This is a genomic window from Vibrio sp. E14, from assembly GCF_020515785.1.
In the GTDB taxonomy this organism is placed as follows: Bacteria; Pseudomonadota; Gammaproteobacteria; order Enterobacterales; family Vibrionaceae; genus Vibrio; species Vibrio diabolicus.
Genome location: NZ_JAHPJI010000005.1, coordinates 24,053 through 40,854, shown reverse-complemented (window position 1 = coordinate 40,854; position 16,802 = coordinate 24,053). Strand labels below are relative to the sequence as shown.

General features: G+C 42.9%; 16 protein-coding genes and 2 riboswitches. Of the genes, 9 read left to right on the top strand and 7 right to left on the bottom strand.

Annotated elements, in window-relative coordinates:
* The first annotated feature begins 44 nt into the window (after positions 1-44).
* Together LIX84_RS14850 and LIX84_RS14845 are read left to right on the top strand one after the other, a co-directional pair.
* Positions 45-410 carry a VOC family protein gene (locus tag LIX84_RS14850; RefSeq protein WP_226421620.1) on the top strand — a complete coding sequence of 122 codons (366 nt, stop codon included), beginning with the start codon at positions 45-47 and terminating at the stop codon, positions 408-410.
* A 100-nt stretch (positions 411-510) separates the two neighbouring features.
* Complete coding sequence (locus LIX84_RS14845) at positions 511-894, top strand: hypothetical protein (protein WP_005393414.1); 384 nt, start codon at positions 511-513, stop codon at positions 892-894.
* Positions 895-985: 91 nt separating this feature from the next.
* On the opposite strand, the gene LIX84_RS14840 is transcribed toward LIX84_RS14845, so the two are convergent.
* Both LIX84_RS14840 and LIX84_RS14835 read right to left on the bottom strand, forming a co-directional pair.
* Complete coding sequence (locus LIX84_RS14840; protein ID WP_046874891.1) at positions 986-1,720, bottom strand: hypothetical protein; 735 nt, start codon at positions 1,718-1,720, stop codon at positions 986-988.
* 31 nt (positions 1,721-1,751) lie between these two features.
* On the bottom strand, positions 1,752-1,910 hold the full coding sequence (locus LIX84_RS14835) for a hypothetical protein (protein ID WP_005377784.1): 159 nt from the start codon (positions 1,908-1,910) through the stop codon (positions 1,752-1,754).
* 419 nt (positions 1,911-2,329) lie between these two features.
* Positions 2,330-2,442, top strand: a riboswitch (glycine riboswitch).
* A 2-nt stretch (positions 2,443-2,444) separates the two neighbouring features.
* Positions 2,445-2,530, top strand: a riboswitch (glycine riboswitch).
* 129 nt (positions 2,531-2,659) lie between these two features.
* Between LIX84_RS14835 and LIX84_RS14830 the strand changes: the two genes are divergently transcribed.
* Positions 2,660-4,036 (top strand): alanine/glycine:cation symporter family protein, encoded by a 1,377-nt coding sequence (locus LIX84_RS14830; protein WP_047008706.1) that lies wholly within the window; start codon positions 2,660-2,662, stop codon positions 4,034-4,036.
* A gap of 114 nt (positions 4,037-4,150) precedes the next feature.
* Here the strand turns inward: LIX84_RS14830 and LIX84_RS14825 are convergent, their stop codons facing one another.
* Together LIX84_RS14825 and LIX84_RS14820 are read right to left on the bottom strand one after the other, a co-directional pair.
* Complete coding sequence (locus tag LIX84_RS14825) at positions 4,151-4,717, bottom strand: threonine transporter RhtB (protein WP_226421619.1); 567 nt, start codon at positions 4,715-4,717, stop codon at positions 4,151-4,153.
* Positions 4,717-5,352, bottom strand: a complete 636-nt coding sequence (locus LIX84_RS14820; RefSeq protein ID WP_005393419.1) for a LysE family translocator — start codon at positions 5,350-5,352, stop codon at positions 4,717-4,719. Before LIX84_RS14820 ends, LIX84_RS14825 begins: the two co-directional genes overlap by 1 nt.
* Positions 5,353-5,575: 223 nt before the next feature.
* On the opposite strand from LIX84_RS14820, the gene LIX84_RS14815 reads away from it, so the two are divergent.
* The gene (locus tag LIX84_RS14815; RefSeq protein WP_226421618.1) at positions 5,576-7,048 is read left to right on the top strand and encodes a carboxypeptidase M32; all 1,473 of its coding nucleotides are present in this window, start codon (positions 5,576-5,578) and stop codon (positions 7,046-7,048) included.
* A 70-nt stretch (positions 7,049-7,118) separates the two neighbouring features.
* On the opposite strand, the gene LIX84_RS14810 is transcribed toward LIX84_RS14815, so the two are convergent.
* Entirely contained in the window at positions 7,119-8,069 is a 951-nt protein-coding gene (locus LIX84_RS14810) for an LpxL/LpxP family Kdo(2)-lipid IV(A) lauroyl/palmitoleoyl acyltransferase (RefSeq protein WP_226421617.1), read from the bottom strand.
* 696 nt (positions 8,070-8,765) lie between these two features.
* Here LIX84_RS14810 and LIX84_RS14805 point away from each other — a divergent pair.
* Positions 8,766-10,193 (top strand): APC family permease, encoded by a 1,428-nt coding sequence (locus LIX84_RS14805; RefSeq protein WP_226421616.1) that lies wholly within the window; start codon positions 8,766-8,768, stop codon positions 10,191-10,193.
* A gap of 74 nt (positions 10,194-10,267) precedes the next feature.
* On the opposite strand, the gene LIX84_RS14800 is transcribed toward LIX84_RS14805, so the two are convergent.
* Entirely contained in the window at positions 10,268-10,603 is a 336-nt protein-coding gene (locus LIX84_RS14800) for a DMT family transporter (RefSeq protein WP_065646842.1), read from the bottom strand.
* A 173-nt stretch (positions 10,604-10,776) separates the two neighbouring features.
* Positions 10,777-11,163 carry a DUF6559 family protein gene (locus LIX84_RS14795; RefSeq protein WP_012841885.1) on the bottom strand — a complete coding sequence of 129 codons (387 nt, stop codon included), beginning with the start codon at positions 11,161-11,163 and terminating at the stop codon, positions 10,777-10,779.
* Positions 11,164-11,503: 340 nt separating this feature from the next.
* On the opposite strand from LIX84_RS14795, the gene metA reads away from it, so the two are divergent.
* The 4 genes from metA to LIX84_RS14775 all read left to right on the top strand — a co-directional run bounded on the left by metA (position 11,504) and on the right by LIX84_RS14775 (position 16,707).
* Positions 11,504-12,445: a homoserine O-acetyltransferase MetA gene (gene metA, locus LIX84_RS14790; protein WP_006741610.1), complete on the top strand. Its 942-nt coding sequence runs from the start codon at positions 11,504-11,506 to the stop codon at positions 12,443-12,445.
* 178 nt (positions 12,446-12,623) lie between these two features.
* Positions 12,624-13,349 carry a type IV pilus biogenesis/stability protein PilW gene (gene pilW, locus LIX84_RS14785; RefSeq protein ID WP_053807335.1) on the top strand — a complete coding sequence of 242 codons (726 nt, stop codon included), beginning with the start codon at positions 12,624-12,626 and terminating at the stop codon, positions 13,347-13,349.
* A gap of 269 nt (positions 13,350-13,618) precedes the next feature.
* Complete coding sequence (locus tag LIX84_RS14780; protein ID WP_226421615.1) at positions 13,619-14,548, top strand: phosphate/phosphite/phosphonate ABC transporter substrate-binding protein; 930 nt, start codon at positions 13,619-13,621, stop codon at positions 14,546-14,548.
* On the top strand, positions 14,548-16,707 hold the full coding sequence (locus tag LIX84_RS14775; RefSeq protein WP_226421614.1) for a GGDEF domain-containing phosphodiesterase: 2,160 nt from the start codon (positions 14,548-14,550) through the stop codon (positions 16,705-16,707). The genes LIX84_RS14780 and LIX84_RS14775 overlap by 1 nt, the downstream gene beginning before the upstream one ends.
* Positions 16,708-16,802 lie beyond the last annotated feature (95 nt).

The following is a 16,802-nucleotide window of genomic DNA, read 5'->3' as shown; positions in this document are numbered from 1 at the left end:
CGTTAGATTCAACCTCATACTTCTAGTAAATTGAGAAACAGACCATGCTAACTATCAATTCATTCGTCCTCTATGTTGAGGACATCCACGTAAGCCAAGCTTTTTACTCGAAACTGTTTGATTGTGAGGTCACGTTTTTGTCTCCAACATTTGCTTCTATGCCACTCGCAAATGGCTTAAAACTGTCACTCAAGCAAAGTGATGTTCTTTCCCCTTCCAGCGACATCAAAGGTGGTGGCACCGAGTTATCATTTGCAGTGCGCAACCGCCATACGTTAGAGCACGTTTACAACAGTTGGAAAAACATGGGCGTTGAGTTTGCTCAACCACCAATGACTTCGGTGTATGGCTTAAATTTTGTGGCTACCGATCCGGATAAACATCGCATTCGCGTTTTTATTAGTGAATAAAAATGCGTTAAAAATGCTTTTTACCCATTCCCAATGTGACTTCAATAAATTAGACTCAGGGAAACATCAAAAGCTGCGTTGTATATAAGAAGGAATGCCCATGAGCTCAAGTATGATCCTTAGCGAATCTCTAATCGAGAGTGGAAGAGATATCCCCCTCAAAGAACTGCTTTATGCAAAGCGCGTGCTGGATAACTACATGGCGGTAGCAAAAGAGAGCAGCCCACTTGAGCTGTTGACAGAGATGAAATCGGCAGCAAAGCAAGTGGAATACTTTACCACTACGAGTAACCCGTGTGAGGCTCGTAATGTCATCAGTCAGATGATTGATAAAATCGACACCGCGGAATCTTTTGAGTCGTTCAAGGCTTTAGCAGGCAAGCCCTCACTAGCTCTCAATGAACTGATTGAAGATCGCGCCCAACTGATTAAACATGAGCGAGAATTGCTGCTTGCTTCAGGCTATGACGCCTCGCGTATCTAAGAATAAACGCTAGCTCCCGAGTTTAAAGCTAGCAACGAAAAAGGAGCTCTTAAAGAGCTCCTTTTACTTTCCAAAATCAGGTATAAAAGATCTAGAGGCCGATATCTTCAGTTATTGCTTTGATTTGCTTGAGATCCATTTTATAAACTTCAATCATTTGATCGACCTGACTTAGTCGTGAATTGGCTTCATCGTGTTTATCACACGCGTCCGATTTCACGTCCCAAGATTTACCTTCCAAAAATACATCACACTCTTTTTTGAGTTTCTCGATCTTAGGCAATAATTTCGCCCTTTCTTTCTCTAGAGACTCCAATTCTTGCGAAATTTTCAGCTCTTTTTGAAACACCTCGCGCGATCGTTCAAAGATAGTCGCTTGCATATCCGCTTGACGACTCAGCTTCTCATTTTCCGACTTCGTCGTGTTGATCTTATCTGCCTGTTGTTTCAATTGAGACTCTAGCGACAGGTTAACTTTCTCGACCTCAGTCAATTGCTTTTGTAACTTCTTAAGCGCTTTCTCGTGCGCTTCATCTTTCGCTGCGAGCAGTTCAGTGACTTTATCTTGTATTTCTTGGTCGAGCGCTTCTTCACGCACTTTTACTTGAGACACCAACTGCGTTTTATCTTGCGTCAACGCTTGGTATTTTTCTTCTAGCACATGATAAGTCGATTCCCACTTATTCGCAGTGACAATCGATCCAACAAGGCCACCAAATGCCAAGCCTAATACCGCAGCAATCGCGATATAGATATGAGTACGTTTGTCACGCTCTTCAATGACAACAACGTCGTCTTGTTCTTCCATCTTGTTCTGAGAACTCACCGTATACTACTCCAAGGACTCTTTTACTTTGCTAGCGGATCAATTCCGCAAACATAATCGATGCTGTATAAATCAGAAAGGCGCCAATTAATGTTATAACGGTCGCTTTTTGGACTTTTTCATTGGTTCGATAACGAAACAGCACAAATGCTACTGCAATCAACACCGCAATGGCTAATAATCTGGTCATACCGCCTCCTTGTCCACTCATGAAAAACTGCCTAGGTCCATAGACGGTTTCACAAAGATTTATTGTAACTCATTTATACGCCCCATAAGGTCAACTTAGCGTAGATTTTAAAATAAGTGCTTCGATTTTAATCAAATTTGTGTTCTCAATTGAATAACTTATGCCGTAATAATCGAAACACATTTATCGTTCTGAAGTGTGTTCTTGGTTCTATTCCCTAGCCCAATGAGTTTTGTTTGTGCAGTTGCTCACACAAAAAACTTGGTAAACATAGCTTCGTGAAAATAAGTGGGGTTATTTCGTTGAAAATAAATTGACATAGGGTGTTGAAATGGACCAAAAACATGATAGAGTTCACACGTTAATGATGACCAGCATCATTAACTAACCTTTACTCATTTAATTGAGTAATTGTTCCGATGAAGACTGCAGGAGAGTGGTTATTAATCAAATTTTAACATTTGATTAGCATAACTCGCCGAAGAATTAACTATTTCAGGTGCTACCTAGGTAGCGGGACTGTAGTTGGAGGAACCTCTGGAGAGAACCGTTAAATCGGTCGCCGAAGGAGCAAGTCTTGCACTCACGCAAGGTGAAACTCTCAGGCAAAAGGACAGAGGAGTGGAAAGTTACAACCTAACTATTTTGCTTGGCCTTCCCGCCTACAACCAATAGCTTAGTTCTTTTAGAGATCGTTGATCTCGTCCTTTCCCTCTTCTCCTTATTAGTTGTTTTATTAAGGGGAAATCATGAACGACCTACAATCTTTACTACAAACCATCGATAATTTTGTCTGGGGTCCACCACTGCTTATTTTGCTAGTGGGTACCGGTGTTTACTTCACTTTTAGCCTCGGCTTGATCCAGTTTAAACATCTCCCAACAGCGCTAGCGATGGTATTCAGTAAAGATAAGTCATCTGATAAACAAGGTGACGTTTCTAGCTTTGCAGCACTTTGTACTGCGCTCTCAGCAACGATTGGTACTGGTAACATTGTTGGTGTTGCCACCGCGATCAAACTTGGTGGACCAGGTGCCCTATTCTGGATGTGGCTCGCCGCCCTTTTCGGAATGGCGACTAAATACGCCGAATGTTTGTTAGCGGTTAAATACCGAAGAGTAGATGATAAAGGCCAAATGATTGGTGGCCCGATGTACTATCTGCAATACGGTGTTGGCTCAAAAGCCCTCGCGATCATGTTTGCAGTGTTTGCTTTGGGTGTTGCTTGTTTTGGTATTGGTACGTTTCCACAAGTAAACGCGATTCTGGATGCAAGTGAGATATCTCTCGGTGTTGACCGTGAGCTCTCTGCCTTTGTACTGACTCTTTTGGTTGCGTTCGTGACTTTGGGTGGCATCAAATCCATTGCTAACGTTGCAGGAAAAGTGGTTCCTACCATGGCTGTATTTTATGTGTTGGCGTGTCTAAGCGTGATCATCATGAATGCAGACCAATTAGTCAACGCCGTTGAATTAGTGTTGGTCTCAGCATTTACATCAACAGCAGCGACCGGAGGTTTCTTAGGTGCAAGTATCATGCTGGCAATCCAATCAGGTATCGCTCGTGGCGTATTCTCAAACGAATCAGGTTTGGGTAGCGCGCCTATGGCAGCAGCGGCAGCGAAAACAGACTCTTGTGTGAAACAAGGCCTGATTTCAATGACAGGTACCTTCTTTGATACCATCATTATTTGTACCATGACGGGCCTAGCCTTGATCCTTACTGGCGCATGGCAAAGCGACTTTTCTGGTGCAGCAATGACGACTCATGCCTTTGCGGTAGGTTTGAATGCGGATACATTTGGCCCAATGCTGGTTTCAATTGGTTTGATGTTTTTTGCATTCACAACCATTCTTGGATGGAACTACTACGGTGAGCGTTGCGTTGTGTTCCTCTTTGGTACAAAAGCGGTGCTTCCTTATAAGCTGATTTTCGTTGCTTTGGTGGCATCAGGCGCGTTCCTCCATCTAGACATGATTTGGCTACTCGCCGATATCGTAAATGGTCTGATGGCGATTCCTAACCTAATCGGTTTGATCGCACTGCGTCACGTCGTACTGGCAGAAACCAAGCTGTTCTTTAGCTCAGCATCGCAATCTGATGAAATTGAAGCAGTAAAAGCTTAGTGACATGACAAGTGTTCAGTAATGAACCGTCAATCGCTGAAAGTAAATTGGAAATGGTAAAAACATAAAGCCCGCTGGTCTTCAGCGGGCTTTATTTTATCTTAAGCTAAGCGGTTAATCTCTCAACCATCGATGCTCAACATTTTCTCCGCGTTCTTGAAAAAACTTCGCATTTTTTTGCTTGAATTGATCCGACTTCAGCTCTGATAGCGGCCAGTCTGAAAACGCCTCTGTTACGAACGAATCTCCAACCCCAACTTCAATCGATTCAAGATGCTTCCCGATGTAGCGATAAAAGTAGCTCTGCCCCAGTGCATCACAAACCATCGGCACATGTCTCATGCGTTGATGGTTGACGGATACTGAAGCCCAAGTTGTCGTTTTAGGTTCGCAACTTTGCTCTTTTACAACATCAACTTCAAATTTATTGTCCATTGTTGTCGAGACAAAAACGACAATACCGTCATTCATATACACACGTCGAAGTAATAGCTGTTTCGTATCTTGAGTTCGCGTCTGTTGTATTCCATTGGAAAATGGCTCGAAATAGCCCCAGTGCCAAGACCAGGTCATGCCACGTTGCGCAAACTGTACCTGTGGCCATGTCTGCCAAACAATCGCACCAACCACGCCAGTAATAAACACAACGAGCAATATCAAAAGGTGGTAAATATTGCGCATTACACGGGCTTTTCAATCAATAACTTTACGCCAAGTGCGACTAAGACAGCGCCCGTCGCCCCTTCCATCCACTTCATAAAGCTTGCATTCTTTAACAGGCTCTTAGCTGAGTTAAGTGCGCCAGCCAAACCACACTGCCAAACCATCGCAATAATAAAGTGCACGGATGCCATCATCATTGATTGAAGCAAAGGAGAACCTTCTGGATTCACAAACTGTGGCAAGAACGCCAAGTAGAAAACTGCCGTTTTTGGGTTCAAGACGTTAGAAAGAAAGCCCTCTCTAAAAGAGCGTTTGCCATTAAACACTTCATGAACCTGCTCAGTCACTGACAAACCATTCTTCGACGACATCAGGGCTTTTAAACTGCTCAGACCAAGCCAAATAAGATAAGCTGCACCAATCATTTTTACGATTTGGAACAACTCTGCAGATTGCGCCAGAATGGCCGAAATTCCAACCGCTGAAAAGAAAGCATGCACAAATAAGCCAAAGCAAATCCCTAAACTGGTTGTACATCCGTCTTTTAAACCCGCGCGACTGGTATTACGGATAACAAGGGCCGTATCTAAACCCGGCGTTAGCGTTAAAATAGTGATGGCAATAATAAATGCCTCAAAATTCAAGATATCCATATTATCGTGATAATTAATTGTTAATCCGTCATCAATACCGTCAATCTACAAGATTCGCAAGCTTCTTTTTTAAGAGATCTATACAACTGAGTGAATTTATGGACAATGAGTGACGATTAATTGTTAATTATTAGTAAATTAACGCAGGTTGTTTCGTGCAACTCGACGTAAAGGACCCGTTATCGGGTGTTTAGGGAAAGAACAAAAGAATAAGAGTAGTCACATGAAAGCATTTACAAAACTCATTGAACATTCCAAAAAAGTGGCAAACTTTGAGCACCTCTCTGCCATCATAGGTTGGGACCAAGCTGCGGTCATGCCATCTGGTGGCGCTGAAGCGCGCTCCAATGCTATGGCAGAGCTTGATGTACACATCCACTCATTGATGACTCAGCCACATTTGGACGAGCTTTTCGCTCAGGCAGAAGAAGAGACGCTATCTGCAAGTGAAAAGTCCATCCTACGAGAAATGAAACGTGAATGGCAACAAGCTAACTTGCTACCAGAATCATTAGTTCAAGCTCAATCTCTTGCTGGCTCCAAATGTGAACATGCATGGCGTACGCAACGCGGAGAAAATGACTGGTCTGGCTTTGAAAAGAACTGGGCAGAAGTCGTCAAACTATCGCAAGAAGAAGCGCAAATTAGAGCCGAAGCAAACGGCACAACGCCTTACGATGCCATGCTTGATATTTATGAACCAGGCACAACGTCTGCATCGTTAGACACGCTTTTTGCTGACGTAAAAACGTGGCTACCTTCCTTGATAGACGAAGCGCTTGAAAAACAGCAATCAGACAACATCTTATTGCCAACTGCGCACTACCCTGCGGAAAAACAAAAAGCGCTGGGACTGGAAGTCATGAAGCTACTTCAATTCGATTTTGAACACGGTCGGCTTGATGAAAGTGTCCACCCATTTTGTGGCGGTGTGCCAACAGATGTGCGTATTACAACACGTTATGATGAAAGAGAGTTTGTCCAATCATTGATGGGGATCGTCCACGAAACTGGCCATGCTCGATACGAGCAAGGGCTACCAAAAAATTTAGCAGGAACGCCAGCTGGCCAAGCCCGCTCTATGGGAATTCATGAGTCACAGTCGCTCTTCTTTGAAATGCAAATAGGACGAAACAACGCATTTATCGACCATCTTGCTCACATGGCTTCCAAGCATTTTTCTGGAGATGAGTTTGAAAAAGACAATCTAGCCAAAATCTACACTCGCGTAGAGAAAGGCTTTATTCGCGTAGATGCGGACGAATTAACATACCCTGCCCACGTTATTCTTCGATATGAGATTGAACGTGATCTTATGAACGGTGCCATCAAGCATACAGACGTACCAGAGCTCTGGAACGAAAAAATGAAAGCGTATTTGGGACTCTCAACGGAAGGCAATTTCAAAAACGGTTGTATGCAGGACATTCATTGGACGGATGGAAGTTTTGGATATTTCCCGTCTTACACTCTCGGTGCGATGTACGCAGCCCAGTTCATGGCCGCAATGAAGCAAACAGTAGATGTGGACGCGGTTATTCGCTCTGGCGATCTGACGCCGATATTCGATTGGCTGTCGAAGAACATCTGGAGTAAAGGCAGCTTATTAACAACGGATGATCTCGTAAGAGAAGCAACGGGTGAAACACTAAATGCTAAGCACTTCCAAGCGCACCTAAAAGGCCGCTACCTGTAAATAGAAAAAGAATAGAACGTAAAAGCCCAAGGTTCGTATGTTCCTTGGGCTTTTTTAAGCTCTTTCTATGCTATGCCAAGCTAGGGATAAGTCTAGGCTTGTACAAACAATCCTCGCCTTCAGGTCTGGTTTTAAACCGACGGTGAAGCCACATATATTGGCCCGGACTTGCCATGATTGACGTTTCAACTATCTTATTCACGAAAACTGCCGCACCTTGAGGATCTTCTTTCGGGAAACCGTCGACTGGCGCACTAATCGTCAAGGTATAGTGTCCGTCTTTTCCTCTTACCATCGTAAAAGGCACGATGGCACAATCTGTCGAATCAACCAGCAGACTTGTACCTGTCGTCGTGCAAGCATTTTTAACGGCAAATAATGGCGCAAACGTTGAGCGTCGGTTTCCATAATCATGATCCGGTGCATACCAGACCCGCTCACCCGTTCTAAGCGCTTCAAGCATGGCTTTAACGTTCTTGCGGTCAATAAGCGTACGATTAGAGCGAGAACGCCCCTTGTATTGAAAGTAATCAAAACACGGATTGTTGTTTGGGCGATAAACACCAGTGCCAGACTTTTTAATGCCAAAAGCACGAGCACCTAACTCTAAGTTCATCGAGTGTACGGCCAACATTAATGCCCCCTTGCCTGATTTTTCTAAAGCCTCGAGGTGCTCCATTCCTTTTATCGTAACGTGTTTGTTTACCCGTTTATCAGGCCAAAACCATGCCATCGCGGTCTCAAATAGCGCAATACCTGTATTGTCGATATTGTCTTTTAAAATTGCTTCGCGTTGGCATTCTTCCATCTGAGGAAAGCAAAGCTCAAGATTGCGTCTAATCGTAACTTGACGTTTTTTCATGATTCGCATGGCTAAACGGCCAATGCCACGTCCTAATGCTAACTGAACTTTGAAAGGAAGGAGACTGAGTAAGTACATCACGCTGATGATAATTAAGGTTCCCCAGTAACGAGGCAAAAGAAATTCAGCCTTGAATTCAGGCTTTTGGTATTTATTCATGTGAGTATTGTCAGATGTGCCCATCTATAAGTGATAAAAACAATGATAATGGACTGCACTTTTATCATTGATAGCGCTAATAACATAAATTAAAGCGCGCGGATTCTATGGTTCTTCGACACACTACACAATAAGAACTTTGCAGAAATATGTAGGGGGATGAAAAAGCAGCAAAGATGAATCACCACGTTAACATCGATTGGAGTGATTAATCTACCGCACTTTCATAAAGTTTGGACAAACATAACTTTGTGTTTTCAATGCGCTAGATAATGGTGTTTTTTTAACCCCATAATGCAGCTATCATGAAAATAACAATAAACATGATAATCATTACCCTGAACAAGTAAGACAACTTTCCGGTGCCACCTTTTGGCGCTTGGTTACAGCATCCCATTGTGTTTCTCCATCGTTTCATTTCGATATGGCATTAATGTACTCCTTAACCTTAGGGGAAAGTCAAACCTTTACCCAAAGGTTCTAATTTATCGCTATAAGTGTTTATTTATCCGACATATCACTCGTTTATATCCCATGGAAATAAAGCGCGTTGTTTTCAGCTCATTTTCGGATAAATACATACCGTTTTTCGCTATATACCCACTATTTATGAGGAATCTACAATACGCGAGTCTTACTTGTAGCACGCTACTTTTACAACCTAGAAGTTGTGCGCTCATCCATTAAAGGTATCGAATGAGCAATATCGTTAAATCCGCCGTTAAATTGAGTGTTTTCTCTATCATCATGATTACCGTAACTTCGGTCGACAGCATAAGGAACATTCCTGGGGCGGCTTTGTTTGGTAGCCATGCCATTTCTTTCTTCTTACTTGCTGGACTCTGTTTTTTTGTCCCTACAGCGCTAGTGTGTGCTGAGCTAAGTACCACTTATCCAGAGCAAGGTGGTGTATATCTTTGGGGCAAAGAAACACTAGGGCCAAACTTTGGCTTTGCCACCGTGTGGTATCAATACGCTGAAAATATTGTTTACTATCCACCTTTAATTTCATTCATTGTTGCAACGGGGGCCTACCCTTTTTCCCCAGATCTGGCGCAAAACAACATGTTTATGTTGGTGATGATTAATGTGATTTTTTGGGCGTTAACTTTAGTTAATATCTTTGGCTTGCGCCTCTCTTCCCTGATTACAAATGTATTCGGCACCCTAGGTTTGATATTTCCGATTCTATTGATTATCGGATTAGGCGGGTACTGGGCGTATACCCATCCTGGAGAGTCTCATATCTCGCTTCGCCACGTATCTGACTGGTTACCGGACCTTTCTCAAGATGGGATAGGAGCGGGTTTTACTGCGGTAGTCCTGTCACTTACAGGCCTTGAAATCACGACCTCTTATGCAAGCGAAGTCGAAAATCCGCAAAAAGCCTATCCCAAAGCTCTGCTGATCTCCACAATCTTAATCTTGGTTTCTCTGACGGCGTGCTCACTGTCTATTTCTTCGGTCGTCTCAAGTGACCATTCTAGTTTGAGTGAAGGAGTGATACTTGCCTTCAAAGCTTTTTTTGATGATCTGCACCTCTCATTCCTGCTGCCTATCATTGCCCTTGCTATTGTTTTTGGCACGCTTGCAAGCCTGAATAACTGGATAATCGCCCCGACTAAAAGTCTGCATGTTGCCGCAAAAGATAGTTTCATGCCGATGTCGCTCGCCAAAGAAAACCGCAACCAAGCCCCCGTCTCATTGTTGCTCTTGCAAGGCACGATTGTTAGCGTGCTCTCTTTGGTTTTCATTTTTGTTCCTAACGTCAATCAAGGCATGTGGTTATTGAATATCCTGATGACTCAGCTCTATATGGTGATGTACATCTGTATTTTTGTTAGCTTTTTGGTCTCACGCTACAAACACGCAGATATTGAGCGCCCATTTCGAATTGCGGGCGGAAAAATAGGAATGTGTTTAGTGGCAGGATTAGGCTTGATGAGTTGCTTGGTGACGATTGTTGTATCTTTTGACGTACCAGCAGGAATTAGCGCAAAAACTGGGGCATATGCACTGATATTAGGGTTTATCACATTTAGCCTCCCAGCGTTCGCCGCCGTGATGTATCGCACTCGAAAACATCGTCAACAAAGCAAAATACTTGAGGTACTAGTAAGTTAACTATTGGATTGACATTAAAAAGCCGCAGCAATTTCTCGCTACGGCTTTTTCTTTGGCATCACAAGTGGTGTTGGTTATCCGTGTCCTACAGTCTTGGATAACAGGTTAACAATCATCACACCAGTGAGGATAAACCCAATGCCAACAAGCGCCGGCAAATCTAGCCGCTGTCCATAAACAAAGTAGCCAACCGTCGCAACTAAAACAATACCCGCCCCACTCCATATGGCGTAAACAACCCCAACAGGCATCGTTTTTACCGTGACGGAAAGCAAGAAGAAAGCAATGCCGTAACCAATCAGAACGACTGTACTCGGCATCATTTTCGTAAATTGCTCTGTTTTGGGAATATAGGAAGTGGCAATCACTTCACATACAATCGCGATCGACAGCGCCAACATTGGCGGCATAGAGACAAGCATTTTGAACATAAGGCATTAACGCTCAACAGAAATGTAACCGACAACACGTCCGGATAATTAGGTCGCGCATTATACCCAACTCATCTCTCGATGGAATACCTCTTACTCAAGCAGCTTCAAAATGCAGGATTCACAGCGTGATCACTTGAATATAGAGACATTCACACGCCATCGCTTTCACTCACTTCTTGATGAGTAAGCGACAGGCCTGCTTTTTGGTGCTGCCGAGCAATTTCAAAGTAGATGTGCATATCAATTGGCTCTGGTGTATTGAGTAGCATCTTGCCCACTTCTCGTTGAAAGTGACCATAATTACCTAACTCATCCGTCAGCCCTAGCTGCTCGTAAGAAGCTTCATTGGCAAACATTCCATAGGCATACTGATAATGACTTAGATCCTTGCTCTTATCATGACCAAGCTCTTGAAGGGCTTGATCAATTTCTTTCGGCGTATAAGTGTCTTTATCGCCAAACAAGCGCAATAGTACGCTAGGAACCTCTTGAGCGATGCTCTGAATTTTTGTCTTTCTTTTAAAAATACCGAACATAATGTCCTCCACTGACGATGTTTCCAAATACACACTTTAATGCATATTGGTGAGCTGATTGTTTTTAGTATGGCTCATTAATCTGAGACTTCCTTACAACGAAGTCACTTTCGCATATTAACGTGATCACATAATTACCAGCAAATAGTACGAACAGCGTTTCAAACATATCTCATCAGAAACTCCGCTCTAGTCACAATTGTGTGACAGCTTCGAGCTCGGTTTACCATAATGTAAAGAGTAGATTGAAAAGTCATATTTCGTATCGACATCTAAACTTAATTAAGTTAGCTTTAGAAGTATAGACGTCTAGATTGACTATACTTAGGGAGAGAAAGTCGTGCCAATTAGAATTCCAGATCAATTACCAGCCACCGATGTGCTAAGGACAGAGAACATCTTCGTAATGAGTGAAACGCGTGCTGCGAGTCAGGAAATACGTCCTTTACGAGTGCTGATCCTGAATCTGATGCCCAAAAAAATAGAAACTGAAACTCAGTTTTTGCGTCTACTCTCAAACAGCCCATTACAAGTCAATGTCGAGTTATTGCGCATTGATAACCGCCCAAGCAAAAATACGCCAACCGAACATTTGGATACTTTTTATCGTCAATTTGAAATGGTGAGAGATAAAAATTTCGATGGCATGATCATTACTGGTGCCCCACTAGGTTTGGTTCAATTTGAAGATGTCATTTATTGGGACCACCTAAAAACCATCATGGAATGGGCAAAAGATCATGTGACATCGACTCTTTATGTCTGCTGGGCAGCACAAGCAGGGCTGAAGTTGCTCTACGATCTACCTAAGAAAACGCGTAAAGAAAAACTTTCAGGCGTGTACCATCACCAGATTCATCATCAATTCCATCCTATGTTACGTGGGTTTGATGACACATTTTTAGCGCCTCATTCACGCTATGCTGACTTTTCCCCTCACTTTTTAGAAGAACATACCGACTTAGACATCCTAGCCACATCGGATGTTGCAGGTGTTTACTTAGCTACAACAAAAGACAAGAGAAATGTGTTTGTTACTGGGCATCCTGAATACGATTCGCATACCTTACATAACGAATATATCCGCGATTTAAGCGAAGGCATGGAACCAGCCATTCCCGTCAACTACTATCCAAACAACAATCCTGATAATCCACCAATTGCCAGTTGGAGAAGTCATGGACATCTCCTCTTTTTAAACTGGCTGAACTACTGCGTTTACCAGCAAACACCTTATGATCTTGATCACTTCAGTGAAGACGCTTTTACTAAAGACGATTAACCTCAAAGCACGCAAACAAAGCGCTTATGATGCCTAAATGTAATATGTGAACCAAGCCGCCATATGGCGGCTTTTTCATACCAGTTTGCAAACCTGATCGCATAGTGTTTTTTCCTCCATAGGCTTTTGCTACGTAATTCATATCATGCTGGGAGATTCAGGGATGTAGGGACAAAGAATGAAAACAACAAAGCTCGGTGCACTACTATTAATCTCTCAGTTTGCACTTGTGGGCTGCGTGACGGTGAAAGAAGATGGTAGTCCTGTCGTTAAAGCCGATCCTGTAGCAATGGCAGAATCACGTATCGCACTTGGCCTAGGTTATTTAGAAGGCGGCAATATGATTCGCGCGCATGATAACTTGCAACAAGCCTTAACCCACGCACCTCAATACTATCGTGCTCAGTTATCGATGGCTCACTACTATGAAACGGTTGGTGAAGATGCTAAAGCCGAGCAAATGTATAAACGGTCTCTACGCCAACACACCAAAAACGGTAACGTGCTCAATAACTACGGCACCTTTCTTTGCAAGCGGGGTGACTTCGAGAAAGCCGATCAAATGTTTAATCGAGCCATTGAGCAGCCTTATTACTATCTCATTCCGGCCAGTTATGAAAACGCCGCATTTTGCGCGTTGAAGTCACAAGATAAAGACAAAGCGAAATACTACTTCGCCCGAGCTATTGATCATGACCCTCATAGGCCAAAATCTATTTTGCAGCTAGCCAAGCTAGAAATTGATAGCGGCAATTACACTGAAGCCAGAATTCGATTAATGAGATTTAATCAAATGTATGGCGTTAAGAAACCCTCTTTACAGCTCATGATTCAACTTGAACGTGCAGCAGGTAATGAAGCACTCGAGAAAAAATATCAAAAGCAATTGGAGAGATTTTCTTAACACGACATCATGATAAAGAAGGTGTACTCGCTCACAGACACTACTGAACTTGACTAAGAATCCAGTGAATTAAAACCCACGGTGAAACATTCATCCTGTACATAAACTTCAAATTCGGTACTATTTGAACGGAATAAGTGACCAAGTCACGTTATAAAAGTGCGCTAGTAAAACGAAATTTGTACATCATACTGTTTTTACTATTGATTTGGGGCGCATTGATAAATGCTAAATATTACTGACATGCACCAGAAGGAAGTTGAAGCCGGATGAAACCTGCCTGCACTCTGTTATCACTCACTTTGCTGAGTTCGCCTTTTGTCGTCAGTGCACAAGAAAATATTGAAAAAACATTCACGTTTGGCATTGTTTCCAATAAAGCTGAAAGCAAAATCAAAAAGTCGACGCCTTTCACGCAGTACGTGACCAATGGTTTGGCTGAATACGGATACACCAAGGGTGCTGTAAAAGTATTTAAAAATTATCGCCAGCTCGCGGTGGCACTTGAAAATGGCACCGTTCAAATTGCAACAGCCACCCCCTTCAATGCAATGACCCTCGAGGCAGAATCTGGCAGCCAAGCCATTGCCATACGCTGGAAAAAAGGTTTACAAAAATATCATACGGTATTCTTTACCCACAAAGAGAGTGGTATCGAGTCGATTTCTGATCTGCGCGGAAAAACACTTGTTTTTGAAAAGCGTACATCCACCAGCAGCTATTACTTACCCGCTATTACACTGCTTAATCAAGGGGAGAAATTAGAATACCTCCCCTCCTCCGATGACAAACCAGCCAAAGACAGTATTGGATATTTATTCCTTGACGAGCACTTGGCTCAATCAAATGAAATCAACCTTTCAGTATGGGTGTATAAACAGAGAGTCGCAGCAGGAGCGTTCAGCAATTTCAATTGGAGCAACCCTAAAGATCTTCCAGAAAGCATGAAAGACAAACTAACGATTTTCGCTCGCTCGGTAGAAATACCTAGAGACTTAATTCTCGCCTCTCCGACCTTAAGTCAAGATCAGCAACATAAAATCACGTCAATATTGCTCGGTATGGAGGCATCTCAGCAAGGTGCTTTAGCACTTAAACAGTTCCAAAACACGAAAAAGATCACCGCTCTAACGCCAGAAATGTCCGCGTCTTTAAATACCGTTCGAACATCTATTCACTTGTTACCGAAGGTGGATTGATGTTCCACAAACTCTCACTCGAAACTAAATACATTTGCTCGACCATTTTTGTTGTCCTGTTTGTCGTAGTGATAAACCTCGCACTATATATGCATGGTTACGATACGTACTCAAATAACTTAACCCGCCAAATCACCGAGAACTCACAAGAAAAAACAGAGTCTTACGTCAAGCAAAAAGGATTGGTTTACGCAGAGTTATTATCAAAGCAACTTTTTGACCCACTCTATACGGATAATATCAGCCAAGCATACGAGCAGATTAAAGCAACATTAAGCCAACCAGATGTCTCGAAGATACACGTTGTTGATAATGAAGGGCTAATCTTTCACGACGGTACTACTCAGCTGAGTATGTTTGCCCAGCCTCATTACCGTTCTCGCTTTATTTTAAAAGCAATAGAAGAGTCTAGAATTCTCATTTCTTTTTCTAAACATCAATTAGAAATTGCGGCACCGATTCAGCAATCGAATATCACACTGGGCGCGGTGTATCTTGAACTCAACCTAGCACATCTATTAGAAGAGAAAGAACAAAACATTGCTCAAGTACAAGCGCTTACCTCAAACGATAAGCAAAAGATGTTTAACTTGCTGCTCACGATCAGTGCGATATCCGTTCTGCTCGGAAGTGCCATCGCGTATGCTTTGGGTCGCTCATTGATAAAGCCACTCAAACAACTTAAAGAACAATTTACAGAGTCAAATACTCAAGCACTGCCAATCACTGATATAAAAAGTAAAGATGAAGTAGGTGATCTTATTTCGGCGTATAACAAAATGTCGAACAAAGTGAACCGATACACAAGCCGGGTGGAGTTCATGGCGTATCACGACATTCTTACCTCCCTGCCTAACCGAGAAAAGTTGCTCATTGATATCCAAAAGCAAATAACGAACCGCAAATCACCCTCACTCGCGGTTGTTTTTATTGATCTGGATGACTTTAAACATATTAACGATAACTACGGGCATAGTATCGGGGATAAATTGCTAGGTCATCTCGCCTCTGAACTTCAAGGTCGTTTGCCGAGTTACTTCCAGCCTCTTTACCGTCTTTCAACCATCGTAAGCCGAGTCGGCGCTGACGAATTTGTGCTGGTCTTTCCATGCAAAGACAGTCTCGACGCTAGAGAAAAAGCGGACGATATTCATCGCCAACTGCTTTCTCCTTTTAACTTGGAAGAGAACGATATTCAAATTACGGCAAGCCTTGGAGTCGCGGTGTATCCGGAATTTGGCTCAAACGCAGAGTCTCTTTTACAACTCTCCTCACTGGCGGCGCAAGAATCTAAACGACGCGGAAAAGATATCATGACGATATACGATTCCGCGTTTGATGAGACCGTGAAGCAGCGCTTATACATAGAAAAGGAACTGCGCCGCTCAATACGTGATTTATCTCAGTTCGAGCTTTGGTATCAACCCCAGTTCGACCTCAACACCTACCAGTTGATTGGTGTCGAAGCATTGGTTAGGTGGAATCACCCGGAGAAGGGTTATATCAGCCCAGAATTATTTATCCCGATTGCAGAACAAAGTGACTTAATTTTAGAGCTTGGTGAATACCTCATCGAGACAGCAATTAGCCAGCGAGCACAATGGGCGGATCATTTCGCTGCTGATTTTCATATCGCATTAAATTTGTCTCCTAGGCAGATCTACCGCCAAGATTTAAGTCAGCTCTTTTCGAAATATTTACAACAATATCAAGTCCCCCCTCAAACCATTCATGTTGAAGTGACAGAGTCTCTGTTTATTGATGATATTGAGAAAGCGCAGTACGTGCTCAAAAAATTACAAGCTAACGGCGTAGAAGTGTGGCTAGATGATTTTGGAACTGGGTACTCAGCCCTCGCCTACCTACAACAAATGTCGTTTGATGGACTTAAAATTGACCGTTCATTTATCGCTCAAATCCAAAAAAATGAACAAGATGATTCATTAGTCCGTGCGATTATATCCATGGCTCATAACCTAAGAATGAGAGTGGTAGCTGAAGGCATAGAAACCCAGACCCAACTAATAAGGATGGAATCACTTCACTGCGACGTTGTGCAAGGCTTTTTCTTGGGTAGACCAGTGCCGGCAGAAGAAATCATAGAGTTTGAGCAACAACGCCAAGCAATAGATGACTCAACCGCAAGCAACTATGCTTAACTGAAATAATTTATCGCGTCCATTGAATTAAAGGGGATTCGTTCTGCAATATTGGTCACACTTCGCCATCTCGCCAGTATGAATTTCCTCTTAAA